The 18617-nt window shown below is 33.9% G+C and carries 15 protein-coding genes; 6 read left to right on the forward strand and 9 right to left on the reverse strand.

Translation table 11 applies throughout. The features are described 5' to 3' along the window. Entirely contained in the window at positions 1–1935 is a 1935-nt protein-coding gene (locus AABD74_RS19295; protein ID WP_406843979.1) for an OmpA family protein, read from the forward strand. Between the two features lie 124 nt (positions 1936–2059). On the opposite strand, the gene AABD74_RS19300 is transcribed toward AABD74_RS19295, so the two are convergent. The 6 genes from AABD74_RS19300 to pyrR form a co-directional block, all read right to left on the reverse strand. After that, positions 2060–2566: a CAP domain-containing protein gene (locus AABD74_RS19300; RefSeq protein ID WP_232682311.1), complete on the reverse strand. Its 507-nt coding sequence runs from the start codon at positions 2564–2566 to the stop codon at positions 2060–2062. Positions 2567–2737: 171 nt separating this feature from the next. Beyond that, positions 2738–3382: a pyridoxamine 5'-phosphate oxidase gene (gene pdxH, locus AABD74_RS19305; RefSeq protein ID WP_232682310.1), complete on the reverse strand. Its 645-nt coding sequence runs from the start codon at positions 3380–3382 to the stop codon at positions 2738–2740. Between the two features lie 194 nt (positions 3383–3576). Further along, positions 3577–4482, reverse strand: a complete 906-nt coding sequence (locus AABD74_RS19310; RefSeq protein ID WP_232682309.1) for a ribonuclease Z — start codon at positions 4480–4482, stop codon at positions 3577–3579. 96 nt (positions 4483–4578) lie between these two features. Beyond that, positions 4579–4911: a ribonuclease Z gene (locus AABD74_RS19315; protein ID WP_232682308.1), complete on the reverse strand. Its 333-nt coding sequence runs from the start codon at positions 4909–4911 to the stop codon at positions 4579–4581. Positions 4912–5127: 216 nt separating this feature from the next. Beyond that, the gene (locus AABD74_RS19320) at positions 5128–6054 is read right to left on the reverse strand and encodes an aspartate carbamoyltransferase catalytic subunit (protein WP_406843980.1); all 927 of its coding nucleotides are present in this window, start codon (positions 6052–6054) and stop codon (positions 5128–5130) included. Positions 6055–6203: 149 nt separating this feature from the next. Continuing rightward, complete coding sequence (gene pyrR, locus AABD74_RS19325; RefSeq protein ID WP_232682307.1) at positions 6204–6743, reverse strand: bifunctional pyr operon transcriptional regulator/uracil phosphoribosyltransferase PyrR; 540 nt, start codon at positions 6741–6743, stop codon at positions 6204–6206. Positions 6744–6862: 119 nt separating this feature from the next. Between pyrR and AABD74_RS19330 the strand changes: the two genes are divergently transcribed. The 5 genes from AABD74_RS19330 (at position 6863) to AABD74_RS19350 (ending at position 10776) form a co-directional block, all read left to right on the forward strand. Next, positions 6863–7441, forward strand: coding sequence for a hypothetical protein (locus AABD74_RS19330; protein WP_406843981.1), 579 nt, complete (start codon positions 6863–6865; stop codon positions 7439–7441). A gap of 724 nt (positions 7442–8165) precedes the next feature. Continuing rightward, on the forward strand, positions 8166–9134 hold the full coding sequence (locus tag AABD74_RS19335) for a hypothetical protein (RefSeq protein ID WP_406843982.1): 969 nt from the start codon (positions 8166–8168) through the stop codon (positions 9132–9134). A 12-nt stretch (positions 9135–9146) separates the two neighbouring features. After that, positions 9147–10349, forward strand: a complete 1203-nt coding sequence (locus AABD74_RS19340) for an amidohydrolase family protein (RefSeq protein ID WP_406843983.1) — start codon at positions 9147–9149, stop codon at positions 10347–10349. Positions 10350–10376: 27 nt separating this feature from the next. Next, complete coding sequence (locus AABD74_RS19345; protein WP_406843984.1) at positions 10377–10523, forward strand: hypothetical protein; 147 nt, start codon at positions 10377–10379, stop codon at positions 10521–10523. Between the two features lie 79 nt (positions 10524–10602). After that, a complete protein-coding gene (locus AABD74_RS19350; RefSeq protein WP_406843985.1) occupies positions 10603–10776 on the forward strand; it encodes a hypothetical protein in 174 nt (57 codons plus the stop codon). 67 nt (positions 10777–10843) lie between these two features. Here the strand turns inward: AABD74_RS19350 and AABD74_RS19355 are convergent, their stop codons facing one another. The 3 genes from AABD74_RS19355 to chiA all read right to left on the reverse strand — a co-directional run bounded on the left by AABD74_RS19355 (position 10844) and on the right by chiA (position 18592). Beyond that, positions 10844–12463, reverse strand: a complete 1620-nt coding sequence (locus tag AABD74_RS19355) for an ABC-F family ATP-binding cassette domain-containing protein (RefSeq protein WP_232682302.1) — start codon at positions 12461–12463, stop codon at positions 10844–10846. Positions 12464–12748: 285 nt separating this feature from the next. Further along, positions 12749–13522, reverse strand: coding sequence for a TlpA family protein disulfide reductase (locus AABD74_RS19360; protein WP_406843986.1), 774 nt, complete (start codon positions 13520–13522; stop codon positions 12749–12751). Positions 13523–13861: 339 nt separating this feature from the next. Next, the gene (gene chiA / locus AABD74_RS19365; RefSeq protein ID WP_406843987.1) at positions 13862–18592 is read right to left on the reverse strand and encodes a T9SS-translocated chitinase ChiA; all 4731 of its coding nucleotides are present in this window, start codon (positions 18590–18592) and stop codon (positions 13862–13864) included. Between the last annotated feature and the right edge of the window lie 25 nt (positions 18593–18617).

Below are 18617 nucleotides of genomic sequence, written 5' to 3' on the forward strand. Positions count from 1 at the left end.
ATGAAAAATTTTACACTTCTTATTTTAATAATTCTAAATGTTTTTTCCAGCTATTCGCAGCAGTCAAAATTAAATGCTGGTGCCAAAAAATACGACAGTTATGCTTATGTTGATGTCATTAAAACCTATGAACGAGTAGCTGCAAAAGGATACAAGTCTGAAGATCTGTTCAGAAAACTAGGCGATTCTTATTACTTTAACTCTAATTTTGAAGGAGCTGTCAAATGGTATGAAGAATTATTCGGCATAAACACATCTCCCGAAGCCGAATATTATTACAGATATGCTCAGTCCCTAAAAGCAACCGGAAAAACAGCTAAAGCAAGTAGAATTCTTGACGAGTTCAATGCAAAATTCAAAAATGACTCGAGAGGAAAGCTTTATAGAGAAAACATGAATTATCTTGACAAGATTAAAGCAAATTCCGGGCGTTATACTATTGAAGATGCAGGGATTAATTCTAAATATTCTGATTACGGAAGTTTTATTTATAATAATAAAATATACTTTGCATCTGCAAGAGACACGGGAAACTTCAGCCAGCGAAAACACAAATGGACAGGCGAATATTTTACTAACATTTACGATTCCGATCTGGATCCTCAAAGCGGTTCAACTTCTAAAGTAAATAAAATCAGATCTACCGTAAATACAAGATTTCATGAATCTTCAGTTGTTTTTACTAAAGATGGAAATACTGTTTACTTTACAAGAAACAATTATATTAATGGCAAAAAAGGAAAAGATGCTAATAACGTTACTTTAGTAAAAATTTATAAGGCCAGTCTCGAAAATGGAAAATGGGCAAACGTAGCCGCACTCCCTTTTACGAGTGATAACTACAATACAGCTCACCCAGCATTAAGTCCTGACGAAAAAACATTATACTTTTCTTCAGATATGCCGGGTTCAATTGGTCAGTCTGATATTTACAAAGTTAACATTAACGACAGCGGCAGCTTTGGAACACCTGAAAATTTAGGAAAAGGAATAAATACTGAAGGAAAAGAGACGTTCCCGTATGTAACAAGTGAAAACGAAATTTATTTTGCTTCAGACGGATATCCCGGACTTGGAGGTCTGGACGTTTTTGTGGGCCAAATTGAAAATAACGGAACTATAAGTGATATTCAAAACTTAGGTGCCGATATTAATTCGCCTAAAGATGATTTTGCTTATATCATTGATCCAGTTTCAAGAAGAGGATATTTTTCTTCTAATAAAGACGGCGGACTCGGTTCTGATGATATTTACAAATTTCTAGAAACCAAACGTTTAAAATGTATTCAGGAATTAAGCGGTGTAATTACAGATGCTGTAACCGGAATTATTCTTCCCGGAACTAAAGTTACCTTATATGATGGCATGCAGCGAATAAAAAATTCAACTGTTGCAGATGCAGCCGGACTGTACGGTTTTGATGTCGAATGCGGAAAAACTTATTATGTACGGGCAGAGAAACCGGAATACGCAACTAAAGAAGTCAGCATAACAATACCAAAAGAAACCGGAAAAACCAATCTTCCTATTGCTCTTGAAAAATCTATCTGTAAAGTTACTATAGGAGACGATTTAGGAAAATGTTTTGGTATTAAAATGATTTATTTTGATCTAGACAAATCTAACATTCGAACAGAAGCTGCTTTAGATTTAGAAAAAATTCTCGATGTCTTAAAACAAAATCCAACAATGAAATTAGACATTCGTTCTCATACAGACAGCAGGGCTTCACATCAATATAATGAAGCATTATCTGACCGAAGAGCAAAATCAACCATAACATGGCTCATAAACAATGGAGTTGCTACAAATCGTTTAACCGGAAGAGGTTATGGAGAAACACAGCTTGTAAATTTATGTTCAGATGATGTAAAATGTTCTGAAGAAGAACACCAAATGAACAGACGAAGCGAGTTTATTATTACAGGATTATAAATTTCAAAACCAAGCCATCAATAATTAAAAAGCTGTCTATTATTCATAGACAGCTTTTTTTAAAAAACAACGCTGCAACTCAAGAATGCAGCGAAAACTAACCAACCAGTTCAAATGTTCTCTTTTAAATTTTAACAAATATATTGGTGTAATATTTTTTCCCGGCAGCATCTGTAGTAACCGAAATACCAAAATGAGTATAATCTCCTTCGATATTTTCTTTATGATCCGGGCTTTCCAGCCATGATTTAACTGCTGCGGCCGATGTTTTGTAGTTGTAAGCAACATTCTCGCCAACTTTTTTGGCACCAAGAACGCTTATAATATTGTTTGAACGAGACACAAAATCATTATGATTAACAACATTATTGTCGATCATGTATTTGTTATGCTCTTCGCATTTATAAGAAATGTAATTAATTTTTTCCAATGCATTTAAACCAATACTTACTCTGTAATCGTTTATTAACTGCATTGTTTCTAATTCAGACGCGTTGTAGCTGTAGTCTGTAATTATCTTTTCTGTTGAAGTACTACTTTTACTTTCATTCCCTTCGGCGCTATCGGCAGAGCATGAGTTCATTGTGATAGACATCACAATGAACACCATGGCGCACATAATCTTTTTCATAATCAGTAGTAGTTTAAAGCTTTAAAGTAAATGTTGGGGCAAATTCTTTAAAATTATTATGTGACAATTTTCTCTGTTTTATTGTCCAAACGTATTCAATTTGTCGGTAAACTACAAAAATAATCGACAAAATACATTAAAATTTCTTAAAAATATATAAAATTCTTACAATCAAGACGATAAACGATCGATCTTCCATGAAAAATCAGACTGGCTTGTATAGCGAATTCTATCATGCAATCTGTTAGGTCTTCCCTGCCAAAATTCAACTTGCAGCGGCGTTACAATGAATCCGCCCCAATTCTCAGGTCTTGGAATTGGTTTTCCTTCAAACTCAGCTTCAAGTTTCTTTAAGTTCTCTTCTAAAAAAGCCCTCGACGGAATAACCTCACTCTGATGAGAAACAATCGCTCCCAGCTTACTTCCGTCAGGACGGGAATCAAAATAATTATCAGAAATAATTTCAGAAGTTTTTTGGGCAATTCCTTTTATGATAACCTGACGTTCCATTTCCTGCCAAAAAAATGACAAACAAACGTTTGGGTTCGCTGTAATTGCTTTTCCTTTTTCAGAATCATAATTGGTATAAAATATAAATCCTTCTTCAGAAAATTTCTTCAATAAAACGACACGTGATTTTGGAAATCCATCCAAACCAATCGTCGAAACTGTCATTGCGTTTACTTCGCCGCTTCCGCCAAAATCCTCCACTTCATGAAACCAGCGGTTAAAAAGGTTAATGGGATCTTCGGGAATATTAGTTTCTAATAATTCACTCTTTTCGTAAGATTTTCTATAATTGCTTAAATCACTCATGATTGTTGATTTTAGATATTAGATTGCAGATTTTAGATTTTAGATTTTTTTTGTTTCAAGTTTCAAGTTTGTCTGGCTGAGCGAAGTCTAAGCCTCTCTTGCTGCAAAAACCCTTCGACTCCGCTCAGGGTGACATCCGTTGTTTACATTCCTAAACTTAGCATCTTAGTCCCTCAGCCCCTTAGAACCTTAGATTAAAATTCAAAACTTAACCCATCATCTCCCAAAAGAACATTCGGGAAAATTTCTTCGGCTTCTTCTTTAAAACGCTCAATTCCGTCGTAGCGTGTTGAATAATGACCTAAAACTAAATGCTTCACATTTGCTTTTAAAGCGATCCTTGCAGCTTCTTTTGCTGTTGAATGCAGTGTTTTTAATGCCAAAGGAGCTTCTGATTCTAAAAAAGTAGATTCGTGATACAAAACATCTACATTTTCAATAATCGGAATAACATCTTCATTATAAACCGTATCCGAACAAAAAGCATAACTCATTGCCGGAATTGGGTCAAAAGATAATTTTTCGTTCTCAATTACAGTTCCGTCATCCAGCGTAACATTTCCTCCGTTTTTTATCTTTTGATAATAAGCCGTATGAATATTATAATGCTGAGCTGCTTCGACATTTAACTTTCGTTCTCCAGGTTTTTCCTGAAATAAATAACCATTTGTATAAACCCGATGCTTTAGCGGAATCGTTTTTACAACAACACGGTTGTCTTCAAAAATAACTTCACTTTCCTTCGACTCTAATTCATGGAAAAGCAGACTATAAGTTGTCCAGGATTCTGTCAGCTTTAATTGCAGAAGAATGAGTTCTTTAATTCCTTTTGGTCCATAAATATGTAAATCAGTCGTTCTTCCCAAAAGAGAAAAAGTCGAAATTGTTCCAATTAATCCATAAAGATGATCCCCATGAAGATGCGAAATAAAGATGTGATTAATTTTTGAAAATTTAATCTTATTCTTTCGAAGCTGAACCTGAGTCCCTTCTCCACAATCAATTAAAAACAAACGATTTTTAATTTCTAAAACCTGCGAAGTCGGATTAGTAAGTGTTCTGGGAGTTGCGGCATAACAGCCAAGTATAGTTAGTTTCATTTTAGATTTTAGATTGTTGATTTTAGATTCTAGATAGATAAAACATTTTAGATTTAGCATAAAAAAAATCTAAAATCTAAAATCAGAAATCTAAAATTAAAATCCTAAGTCTCTTTCAATTTCTTCCATTTCGATAATATCGTGTGCTTCTAAAAGAGAAGGAACAACAACTAATTTATCTGAAATAGCATTAAAATCAAGATCACAAGCTACAATTACAAACGATTTTTTTGCTTTTTTATGAAGCTTAACCAGCGGTAAAAAAGCTTTTAAATCATTTTCTGTCAATTCAGAATCTGATGACAAATCGATTATAATATTTTGTTTTTCAAAGGTTTTAAACTGCTGCGTTACTTTTTCTACAAAGCCATTAAAATCGCCTTGCGTATCTTTTATGGTAACGGTATGTCCTTTTTGATCTACTTTCATTTTATAATTTGTGGGGCTAATATAAAAATTGATTTTTCAGAGCGCTAAGGTACGAAGTTTTTTGTTTGTTGTTTCAAGTTTTAGGTTTCAGGTTTCAGGTTTGTCAGGCTGAGCGAAGTCGAAGCCCTCGTCACGTAAAATCCCTTCGACTTCGCTCAGGGTGACATCCAGATATTCACGTTCCAAAACTTGAAACTTTAAACATGAAACTTTAAACTACTGTATTTTAGAAGCTAAAAGATAAATAACCGCCATTCTAATCGCTACACCATTCTCTACCTGATTTAAGATTACAGAATGATCAGAATCAGCAACTTCAGATGTAATTTCTACTCCTCTGTTAATTGGTCCCGGGTGCATGATTACGATTTCTTTTCCAAGAGAATCTAAAAGCGGTTTGTCAACTCCGTATTGCTGTGCATATTCTCGTGTTGATGGAAAGAAGTTAACATCCATACGTTCGTTTTGCACACGAAGCATGTTCGCAACATCACACCATTCTAAAGCTTTGCGTAAATTGGGTTCAACCGTAACACCAAGTGATTCAATATATCTTGGAATCAGTGTTTTTGGCCCGCAGACTTTTACATCTGCGCCTTGCATCTGCAAAGCATATATATTAGATAAGGCAACTCTCGAATGCAGAATATCACCTACAATAACTACTTTTTTTCCGGCAACATCTCCCAGTTTTTCTCTGATAGAATAACTGTCTAATAAAGCTTGGGTTGGATGTTCGTGCGCTCCGTCTCCGGCGTTTACGATACTGGCTTTGACATTTTTAGATAAAAAATAAGCCGCTCCGGGATTAGAGTGGCGCATTACAACCATATCAACTTTCATCGAAAGGATATTATTTACAGTATCAATCAGGGTTTCTCCTTTTTTAACCGATGACTGCGCTGCAGAAAAACTGATAACATCTGCAGATAAACGTTTCTGCGCTAATTCAAAGGAAAGTTTGGTTCTGGTACTGTTTTCGAAGAAAATATTGGCAATGGTAATATCTCGTAATGAAGGAACTTTTTTAATTGGCCGATTAATGACTTCTTTAAAATGATCTGCCGTTTCAAAAATCAGGTTAATATCATTCTCGTTGATATATTTAATTCCTAATAAATGATTTACGCTTAATTCTTTCATGTTTAATGTTTAACTGTTTATTTGTTTAATCGTTTAATCGCTTTCTTTACGATTAACAGTTAACCGATTTAACGGTTCAACTTTTTTAATTTTTTCAATCGTTTAATCGTTCCTTCCGATTAAACAATTAACCGGTTAACCGATTAAACTTAATTTGTCACTAAGTGAACAACATCTTCACCATCATTTTCTTTCCAGCTCACTTTTACTTTTTCGCCATTAATAGCATCCACCTGACGGCCTCTGTAATCAGGCTGAATTGGTAAATTACGGCTGAAACGTCTGTCGATTAATACTAACAATTCAATTTCTGAAGGTCTTCCAAAGGATTGAATTGCAGTTAAGGCAGAACGAATGCTTCGTCCGGTAAACAAAACATCATCAATAAAAATGACTTTTTTGTCTTCGACTATAAAATTTATCTGAGTTTTATTGGCTTCAAGCGGTTTATCGGTTCTGCGGAAATCATCTCTAAAAAAAGTAATATCAAGATAACCTAAAGAAATTTCAGGAGTTTTGTATTCGTTCTCTAAAATTTGCTTTAAACGCTCAGCCAAATAAACACCTCTCGGCTGAATCCCGATTAAAATTGTATCAGAGAAATCAAGATGTTTTTCGATTAACTGACAAGCCAAACGATGGAGTATGATAGTAACTTCTTTTGAATTAAGTAATACTTTTTGGCTCATAAGTAATTGTAATGTTTGGTTGGGCAAATATACAAAATCAGAATTTATTTGTTGGGGTGTTGGGCGGGGAAATATTTTTAGAAAAGAAATCTCTTTTTTTTTAAATCAATTTTAGTTAAATGCTATATTTTAGCATAAGAAATTATTTAACCTTATTTAAAATAATGCCTCTTAAGAAAGCTATTCACAAATCTACACATATCGATCATCCAGTTACTAAACGCAAGTGGAAGATAACCAAAATATTAGCAATTGGCTTTTTTCTAGTTTCAGGTGTTTTTTTCATCATTTGGAATTCGAAACAAATTAATTTAGAAGGCAATTGGACTCCTACTAAAATAGTAATCGATGGTAATGATATTCTATCATCTGATCCGCTTAGTGAACATTTTAGCATTGCAAATCAAATTACAATTATTAGAGGCAAAAATCAAATCCTAATTTCTGTTGGCGGAAAAGAAAAAATCGCAAGTTACATTATTAAGAAAAATGATCTTGGAAAGAATTACATTGAGTTATCCTCTAAAGAAAAAGCTTTAAATGGTGACTTTGAAATGAAAATTGACACAATTGATTCAGGACCACAAGAATATATCGTTGAAGTAAAACTACACTCAAAAAAAACGCACATAAATTTTCAGAAAAATGTTATTGTTCCTCCATGGAAACCTGAACCACCAAGAAGAGGACAAGTTTAAAAAGTAAACCCAAACGACATTCCCAATAAAATTTTCACAATAACCAAAATCGTTTACAACAAATTGAATGTATTTTTATATTTCATTTTAATATACACCCTATTATAAAAGATGAGGCTGTATAAAAAGTCGACATAATCTCTTTGTTATTTTACATGTTTCCTTGTTCTGTAGGAACATTTCATTGGTAGAAAATTATATTGTTATAATGGTTCACGTTCTGTAGGAACGTTTGATTTTGACATTGTTTTTAATAATCTGATCGATCAAACGTTCCTATGGAACGCAAATGTGACTGATAATTATTTTTTCTATCTACGAAACATTCCTATGGAATGATAAATCGGATATCAAAAAGTGATCAATTAAATCACTAAAAACAAACAAAATAATTATAGTAAAAGAGCTGTGTCGACTTTTGATACAACCTCATTTTTTATTCATCAGATTTTATAAAAACAGATTGAAATCTGACTCTTGCAAATTTTAACCATTTTAACAATTGAAAATAATAAATTAATTATAGTTCAATTTAAAATGTTAATATTTTTATAATGTAGTCTTTTTCATTCACGAATTAATCACCAAATAACAAATTAGATTCGATAAAGTGAAATATTTACCTTACAAATAATAATTTAACTTTTGTTTAAATAAATTAGCTGTGGTTTTTCTTATTAACCAAAATTAAACTAATCTATTTTTAACCAAAAACAAATTATCTATGCAAGTATCTAAAATTTTGGAAATACTAATTGCGTTAGGTTTATTTTACTTTCTCTTTAGTACCCTTGTTTCGTTACTCTTTGAATGGTACTCCTACAAAACCCAAAAAAGAGGCCGTTTTCTTTACGAAACAATTCTTAAATTATTAAACGATCCTGTGAACAAAAGCTACGGTGCCAGCTTATACAGCCACTTTAGTATCGATCAGCTTAAAAAAAACAGGGATTCTTACCCGCAGTACATTTCGTCTGATATGTTTGCTGATGCCTTGATTGATATTATTGGGAGTCAATCTGAAACTACAAAATTTGAAAATATTTTTGATCCTAAAGGATCTGCAAATTTAGTAGATGTTAAACTGGTCGAAGAACGCATTGAAGATCCTTATAAGAGATTTCAAAAAGGACTTGAACAAATGAACTACAGTCCATTAAAAAGTTATTTAAGGGCATTTTATGAAAAAACGGAAAACTATACTGAATTAAAGAAAAAAATTGCAGATTGGTTTGATGATTATATGGCCAGAGTAAGCGGCTGGTATAAAACAAAAACAAAAAGAAGCCTCTTTATTATAAGTTTATTAGTTTGCCTGGCGCTGAATGTTGATTCTATTACTCTAATTAAAAAATTAAATACTGATGATAAGTATCGCAAAGATCTTGTGTTAATAGCCGAAAAAAAGGCATTTGAAAATAAAATTAATGCTCAAAAAATTGATTCGGTTGATATTGCTAAAAATATAGAAAGTATCAAATCAGTAATTACTGAAATAGAAGATAGCTCTCTTCCAATTGGATATAATTCTGATTTTTTAAATTCAAAAGAAGAAAAGTTTTTGCCAATGTTCTTGTGGTGGATTTGTGGAATTATAATTTCAGCATTTGCTCTCAGCTTTGGAGCTCCTTTTTGGTTTGAAGTTATGGTAAAAGCAATAAATATTAGAAGAGCCGGAATAAAACCATCTTAAAATTATACAATCATGAACGATATATACAACATTCATTCGCATATTTTTACAGGAAAATGTGCCCCAAAAGACTTTTTACAGGTAGCGGCCAAACTTGGAGACGGAGCTTCTACCTTTCTTAAATGGTTAATATTAACCCGACCAGTCTCCTGGTTAATTACAAAATTGGGAAATTTAATTCCGAAAAGAATTTTACAATTTCTAAAAATTGGTGTTATGGCTTCGCAGGAAGAGGTATTTCTTGACTTGAAAGGAGCTTATGATAACTCTGAATACAGCGGAATAAAAATAGTCGCACTCACTATCGATATGGATTATATGAGTGATCCCGACAAAAAACCCGAAAAAGATTTCAATTCACAAATACAGGATATCTACAAATTGAAAAAAACTTACCCAAGTACATTATTCCCTTTTTATGGCATAGACCCCAGAAATCCGGATATTAAAAACCTCGAAAATCTTAAAAAAGCAATTGAAAGTAAAACCTTTGTTGGAATTAAATTATATCCTGCAAATGGCTTTTTCCCCTTTGATGCACGATTAGACAGTCTTTATCAATATGCCGAAAAAAATAATATTCCTGTTATGACGCATTGTACTCGTGGCGGCAGTTATTATTTAGGCAAAAATGTCTGGTCGGTTATTCCTGATAATCCAACATCAGTCAATCCGGCACATCCTTTAATGCCCGTAATTACTGCGCGTATTTCTAAATACAAAAACGCTTCTGATAAATCATTTAGGGAAAATTCACGAGCATGCAATCTTTTTTCACATCCTGAAAATTATATTCCTGTTTTAGACAAATATCCTAAACTAAAACTCTGCATTGCACATATGGGAGGAGATATTGAAATATTGGGTGTAAAAAATCCAGATGCAAAAAGTGCCAAATTGTATCAGGCAGCAAAAACTCTGGAAGGTAATCTAACATCATGGTATGACATTATCAAACAAAAAATCCTGATAGAAAAATATCCTAATACATTTACAGATATTTCGTATTCATTGTGCGATGAAAATTGTATGATACAGTTATCTGGTGATTTAAAAAATGGCCTTATCCTCCCAGAGCGGGTTTTATTTGGAACAGACTATTTTATGGTTGCAAAAGAAAATACCGAACTAAAAGTCGTTGCCGTTGGTCAAAAGAATTTAAGCGGGTATTTTCCTCAGTTTATGAGCGCTAATAATAAAAGGTATTTGTTTTAATGTCTTCAAAGTATAAATCAGAAAAAAATGTTCAAAAAAGAAAATATAATTAAAGAATTAGAAAAAGGAGAAAAGTCAGGATTTGCAAAAAATTTCAATCGCAATTCTTTCATCAAAGAAATGGACTTGAAACATTCGCAAAAAAAATCTGTAAAACTAGAATCCAAATCCTAAAACTTTTTCCAAAAATTGTATAAGGCATTTTCCTGATTTCTGAAGTAATTTTAATATACAAATTTAAAAACTCAGAGTCATGCAAAATAAAATTACAAGATTGTTAATGGTATTCGTAATACTATTTTCATTTACAAGCTGCGAAGTTATTGGAGATATTTTTAAAGCCGGAATGGGATTCGGAATATTTATTGTGATTTTTATAATTGCGATTATTATCTGGATTTTCGCTAAAGTTTTCGGAGGTAAATAAAACTAAAAAAAAATCCCAAATTCTATTTAATTGGAATTTGGGATTTTTAATATTTGTAATTTATAGATTAAAGATTATACATCTTCTTTCTTTGTTCCTGAATCTTTTCATCATCAAGATATTCGTCAAATGTCATGTAACGGTCGATTACTCCGTTTGGTGTCAATTCTACGATTCTGTTACCAACAGTTTGCGCGAACTCGTGGTCATGCGTTGTAAAAATTACAGAACCTTTAAAGTTTTTCAATGAGTTATTGAAAGCTGTAATAGACTCCAAATCTAAGTGATTTGTTGGTTCGTCAAGCATTAAAACGTTAGCACGTTCCATCATCATTCTTGAAAGCATACAACGTACTTTTTCTCCTCCAGATAAAACTCGGCTTGTTTTTAAAGCTTCTTCACCAGAGAAAATCATTTTCCCTAAAAAACCTCTAATAAATACTTCATCACGCTCTTCTTCTGTTTTAGCGTATTGACGTAACCAATCTACTAAAGTTAAATCATTTTCGAAGAAAGAATGATTTTCAGCAGGAAGATATGCTTGGTTTGTTGTAATTCCCCAATCAAAAGTTCCAGAATCTGCTTTTTGATTTCCGTTTAAAATTTCGTAGAAAGCTGTTGTTGCACGTGAATCTTTTGAGAAAAGAACAATTTTATCTCCTTTTGCCATATTCAAATCAACATCTTTAAATAAAAGCTCACCATCTACAGAAGCAGATAAGTTTTCTACATTCAAAATCTGATCTCCGGCTTCGCGATCCTGATCGAAAATAATCGCAGGGTAACGACGGCTTGAAGGTTTGATTTCAGAAATATTCAATTTAGAAATCATTTTTTTACGAGAAGTTGCTTGTTTAGATTTCGCTACGTTTGCACTAAAACGACGAATAAATTCTTCCAGCTCTTGTTTCTTCTCTTCTGCTTTTTTGTTTTGCTGTGCACGTTGTTTTGCTGCTAATTGGCTAGACTCGTACCAGAATGTATAGTTTCCTGAATAGTGATTGATTTTTCCGAAATCAATATCAGAAATATGTGTACAAACCGCATCTAAAAAGTGACGGTCGTGAGATACTACAATTACAGTGTTTTCGTAGTTTGCTAAGAAATTTTCTAACCAGGCGATTGTCTCGAAATCCAAATCGTTGGTAGGCTCATCCATAATAAGCAAATCTGGATTTCCAAAAAGTGCCTGTGCCAAAAGCACACGAACTTTCATTTTCCCTTCCATATCGCTCATTAAGGTATAATGATACTCTTCGTTAATTCCTAAGTTAGACAACATTGCCGCAGCATCAGAATCAGCGTTCCAGCCGTTCATTTCTTCAAACTGAACTTGTAATTCCCCTATTCTGTCTGCATTTGCGTCATTATAATCCAAATAAAGTTCATCCATTTCTTTTTTAACAGCATACAGAACTTTATTTCCCATTAAAACGGTTTCCAAAACGGTATGCTCATCGAACATGTTGTGATTTTGGTTTAAAACCGACATACGTTTTCCCGGTTCTAAATGAATATGCCCGGAAGTTGGGTCGATATCACCCGAAATAACTTTTAAGAAAGTAGATTTTCCAGCACCATTGGCTCCAATAACGCCGTAAATATTTCCGTGAGTGAATGTGGTATTTACTTCGTCAAACAAAATTCGTTTGCCAAATTGAACTGATAAATTATTGACTGTTAACATGAATGTCTTTTTAATTAATTTTGGTGCAAAAGTACGGAAAAAGGTTCAGAGTTGCAAAGATGCAAAGGGGCTAAGTTTTTTTATGCTGGTGAGAGGGTTTCTTGCAGAGGCGCAAAGATTTGTTTCACGCTGATGAATATTACGCAATCTTGTCATTTCGACTGAAAGGAGAAATCGCACTAGCTAATCGACAAAGATTGGAAATATGCTTTGCAGAGTTTCTTGTGCGATTTCTCCTTTCAGTCGAAATGACAAAAATGAGGTTACTTCGCGAGATTAATTCAATTACAGCTTACTTTCTTTAGCCAGCGCCACTTCTAAGCTTTCGAAATTGGGCAGGACTTTAGAAATTAATCCTTCTTTATTTAGAATAAAATGTGTTGGAAATGAATTTAGCTGTAACGATTCATTCATGTATTCTTTCATATTTGGGATTACAGCATATGAAAGTGGTTTTCTGGCTAAGAATGCTTTTAATTGTTCTGGTGAATCTTCGGCTAAACTTATAAAAAGAATATCTTTTCGGTCTTTGTATTCCTCAGTTAGTTTATTTACCTGCGGAAATTCTCTTATGCATGGCGTACAGTGAATATACCAGCATTTAATGACGATTATTTTTCCTTTCATTGTTTCGTTTGAAACTTCATTTCCATCTAAATCTTTAAATGAAAATGGCGGAAAAGCCGTTCCTTCCATCTTATAATTTTTAAGCGCATCAAAACCTATTTGATTGATCGTAGCTTTTATACTAGTATCTGTTTTTGGCTGAATTTTGAAGAGTTTATAATAGTAAACTGCATCTTCTGATTTTAATCTAATCGGAATAAAATTTCCGTTTGCTAATTGATCTAAAAAAGCTTCTTTTGAAATTTCTTTTGAAGAAGAATCAAGCGCAGTAAAATCTCTGGAAAGCATTATTTTTTTGCTTTGATAAATTGACCAATCGCTGAAAGTTTTTTGAATTTGAATTGGATTTACTTCTGGATTTCCGAATTTATTTTGAGCGAAAGAAGAAGTAAAAATTAGAAATGTAATTATAATGGTGATTGATTTTTTCATGAAGTTTTATACGATAATTCTGAAGTCAAAAGTACTGATTTTTTTTCATGCAATGTCTTTCTGAGGAACGAAGCAATCTCACTTGCTTAATCAATTGTTAGTGTGGCTGCTTCATTCCTCGCAACGACTATTCGTTGTGGTTACTTTACTTTTAAACATAAAAAAACCTGACAATATAATTGCCAGGTTCATAATGCGCTCCTGAAGGTGAAAACCAAATAACAAATCACCTCAATTCACGGCATTTATTCGAAATAAAAATCAGATTAAAAAATAAATAACCAAACTCAATTTTAACCGTCCCAATATTTTTATTTCTAAATTTTCAATCATTTTATTCTAGTTTAAAAAGTTCATTACTTTAAATGATTTCTTGTTTCCTGATTTGTCTGTTACTACAACTAAAAACAATTGTTTAGATGAGAAACTATGACTTTGAAGCAATACTTCTTTATTGTTTTGAATATTTCTGTGACTTACTAAATTTTGTCCAACTATGTTGAATACATCTACCTGAGCGATCTCTTCATTTTCATTTGAAACAGATAATGCATTGTTTTTAAAATATGCAATCGTTGCAGTATTTTTTGAAGAAATATCATCAAGTGCTAATGTTTTTGCAGCTGACTGCAAAGCGAAATAAGCCGCATACGCTTTAGATAATTCAGATGAATTACCACAAGAAGATGCATCCCAGTTTACAGACCAAGTCATTAAACCTCTTAAAGAAGGATATGGCCCGCCTGGCTGCATAGTGTATGTTCTTCCAGAAAAAGTAGTTCCGGTTCTTAAATAATGCATAGCATTTATTCCTTCTTGCGGTGTTAAATAACCGCTGCCTGCTGCACTCGGACAAGCCGGTAATGCAATAAGAACTTTTGAAGCTGGTAAACCATCAAAATGCATTCCTGTTGAAGCAATGTTATATCCTTTTATAACCATATCAGTCAAGGCTGTAACCATATTTGATTTCTTAGCTGAACCGTAATATTGACCATCTAATCCGTTTTCTCCTCCTGTATTGTACAATTGTACCGCTAACAAATCTAATTCATTACGTAAGTTTTGAATGATTGGCAGGAAGGAACCAAAAGTATCTGTATAGGTAGAATATCCGCCTTGTACGTATTGTGTTTCCGGAGCTGCCGTTAATAAGAATCCAGGCCCATAGTAAGCTTTTAATTCTTTGAAAGCATCTACTACGTTTTTTAATCTTGGATAAGCAGAAATACCCGCATAAGAAATATCTCTTAAACCTCCTGCACTAAAATTCATTGATCCGCCTTCAAAATCAATATCAACTCCATCAAATTGATACTCATCGATAATTGCTTTTAGACCATTAACAAAAATATTTTTTTGAGTTACATTCTCTAAAACAACATGACCATTTTGACCTCCAATAGAAACAATAACAGGAACGCCACTATCTCTTAATGATTTTATATCATTTTTCAACAATTGTTTATTGAAAACACCATTGGTCAAATATCTATTGTCATTTGTAGTTAATACTGGTGTATAACCATCACGATTAACTGTTTCTACGAAAGAATAATCAACTACGTTAAACTTACTTCCTACCATTTGAGAAAAATATAAAAATGGAGCACCAGCATTTTCCCAAGAATGTGCATATCCTAAAATAATTTTAGAAGGAAGCGGAATGAATCTATTTGTACCTACTTGAGCAATTTTAATGGTATTGTTTAATGTAGTTACACCAGATTGATTATCGGTTGCTTTGATAACAACTGGATAATCCTGATAAGCAGATGGTATAAAATTATACGTATAGGTATTATTTGTACCTGCTGTCATGTTAAATGTACCTCCATTTATGGTAATCGTAACACCTGAAACCGATCCGTTACTATCAACAGCTGTAACTGAAATTGGCACAGCCTGGAAAGAATTTTGGTATACAGTAGCAGATGGTGAATTCCATGTAATTACAGGTAATGAATTAGGACAGTTTGAACCTGAACAAGTTAATGTAAAACTATATGTTTTTGACTCTGTTGTTCCGTTTGATGCAGTAGCCGTGACGGTTAAAGTATGAGAAACTCCAAACTGATTTGCTGCTGGCGTCCAAGTTGATGTATAAGTTCCTGATGAATTGCTAGCACTTATAGTTTGTCCATCTAAACTAAATACAACAGATGAGATTGTAGTGGCATCTGCAGCGCTTAATCCTACAGTTGCAACAAAATTAATTGCTGATCCTAAATTTATAGCAATTGCCGAAGCTGTTGGCGCTGTAATAGTAACTACTGGCTTAGTTGCAACCACCGCTTGTCTATTAAAATTATAAACCGTTGGAGTTGTTGGAACTGCAAAGTTGGCTAAGTTATTTGGATAATAAGTCTGTTCGCCATTTTCCCATGTATTTAATTTCAAACTTAAAATTTGCGCATAACCTGCTACAACTGAATTATCGAAAGTATAATTTCCTGATGCATCTGTTGTTGCTAAAACGCTTTTCCAGTTATGTGTACTGTCTGTCCAAGGTAAAACGATTTCTACTTTTGCACCAGCAACCGGAGTTGTTCCGTTTTTAACTGTTCCGCTAATTAAGTTTGCCTGAACTTGGGCTGCTTTTGCAGTAGCGCTTGTATTAAAGTTATAAACTGTTGGGTTTGCCGGAACTGGGAAGTTTGCCAGATTATTTGGAAAATAAGCTGTTTCTCCGTTTTCCCAAGAGTTTAATTTCAAACTTAAAATTTGTGTATAACCTGCTACAACAGAATTGTCAAAACTATATTTTCCTTGTGCATCTGTAGTTGCCAAAACACTTTTCCAGTTATGTGTACTGTCTGTCCAAGGTAAAACGATTTCTACTTTTGCACCAGCAACCGGAGTTGTTCCGTTTTTAACTGTTCCACTAATTTTGTTTGTCGTTGATACAACGTCCTGAGTGAAGTTTAACGTCTTATTCGCATTTAAGTTAGAATAAACTGTCGAAGCCGGAGTAAAAGTTTGTCCTGTTAAAGCAGCAGTTACCGTATAATTTCCGCCAGAAGCCAAAGTAAGTGTGTAAGCTCCGCTTGCATTAGTCGCTGCTGTAACATTTCCTGCTGTAGAAGCTGCTGTAACCGTTACACCAGAAACCGGAGTTGTTCCGTTAAGAACTGTTCCGCTTACTGTATAAGTTACAATAACTGCTCCCTGAGTAAAATTCAACGTTTTATTTGAATCAATAGCATTGTAAACTGTTGAAGCCGGAGCATAAGAAAATCCTGTTTTCGCAGCTGTAACTGTATAATTTAAACCTGCTGTTAAACCTGGAACGCTGTAAACTCCGCTTGCATTTGAAACTGCTGTTAATGTTGAACTTCCTGAAACTGCAGAAACTGTTACGCCAGAAACTGGAGTCGATCCGTTAAGAACTGTTCCGCTTACTGTGTAAGTTGGCTGTGTTCCATTAATGATAACTCCTGTTTGATTAACAACAACGTTTGTTAAAGTTACCGGAGTAAAAGTATAAGTCGCTTTTAATGCTGTAACTGTATAATTTTGTCCAGAAGTTAAACTGTTGAATGTAAAATTCCCTGTAGCAGAAACTACTGTTTGAATTACTGCATTACTTGCATTACGCAATTCAACTGTAACATCTGTAACTAAAGCTGATCCGTTTTTTGCGGAACCAGAAATACTTACTGTTCCCGGAACAACGCTTCCAAAAGAAGTATCAACCTGAGTTAATAATGAATTTGGAATTGAGCCTCTTGTATCCTGAGATAATTCCCAGATCATACCTCCAGCTAAGTTTCTTGATTTTATATACTGCACTTTTAAATCTATCGACTGCTTATCTTCATAAGAAATAAACTCTTTTCTAGCAGCATTATATAAATAAGGAACTTTAGTCGTATTATCAAAATATCTAATCCATCCTGCAGAAGCAGCACTTGGTGTAACCTGCATTGTATTTGGATCTAAGTAAGCATGAGAGTTTGTAACCGGATTTCCAACTAAATCACAAATTTCGATACTTCCTGAACGCTCGCATGCTCCTGAACCATCCCAAGTTCCGATAGGGTTTTGAGGATTGGTACATCCTCCAACGATGTCTCTTGGAGCCGAAACGAATAACCCATTTGTTGAATTTGTCGCTACATGATCAAATTTCTTTCCGTAAAACGGTAATCCCATGATTAATTTATTGGCAGGGAAACCAATCACATTTAGATATTGATTAGTCAATTCATCCAGTGATTCAGATTGTGTTGCACCATACAAAGGATCGTTAGGATTTCCACTTGCATACAAAGGAGCATTGTAGCATGTTTTATCATACCAGTTTCCACCAAAATCATATCCGAAATAAGTGATATAATCGCAATAAGTAGAAATGTCTTCTGTCATTCCGTATTGAGATCTGTTGTTTGGCCCTAAATATTGCTGTGATACTTTTCGAACATTGTTTCCTGCTGCGATTGTAACCAGTTTATTTGGCATTGCCTGACGCATTGCTTTCAATAAAAGGACTAAATTTTTATTGTCGTCAGGGCTGTACTTTTGAGGAGGAACAGGTGCACCATTTACAATTTCGGTTCCATCAGTTCCGCCCGAAAGAGGGTATTCCCAATCGATGTCAAATCCATCAATAAACGGATACGTAACAATAAAGTTTGCCATATCTGCTGCCAATGCGGCTCTTGCCACAGGACTTGCGGCAATTGGAGAAAGATCCTGGCCTTTTGTCCAGCCTCCTACAGAAATTAAGACTTTTAAATGAGGATACTTTTCTTTTAACTTTTTCAAGTCATAAAAGTTTCCTTTTACCGGAGCATCCCACGGGATTCCACCTTCCATATGCTCAAAATCGGCATAGGTATCCAAACATTTTAATTTTGTATTCTCCGGATGTGCCGGATCATACGTTGTACCATAAAAAGAATAATTTAAATGCGTTATTTTACTTCCATCAATTTTCGGAACGTTGAAATCCCGGGCATAAATAGACCATTGCGCATAATACCCCACTACTTTTTTTCCGTGGGCAGGTTGGGCCAACGCAAGTAAGGGAAACAGTAACAAAAAGAGCAATCTGTAATAATGTTTCATAATTAATAAATATTGGTTAATAGAA

This window comes from Flavobacterium soyae, from assembly GCF_045348165.1.
GTDB lineage: Bacteria > Bacteroidota > Bacteroidia > Flavobacteriales > Flavobacteriaceae > Flavobacterium > Flavobacterium soyae.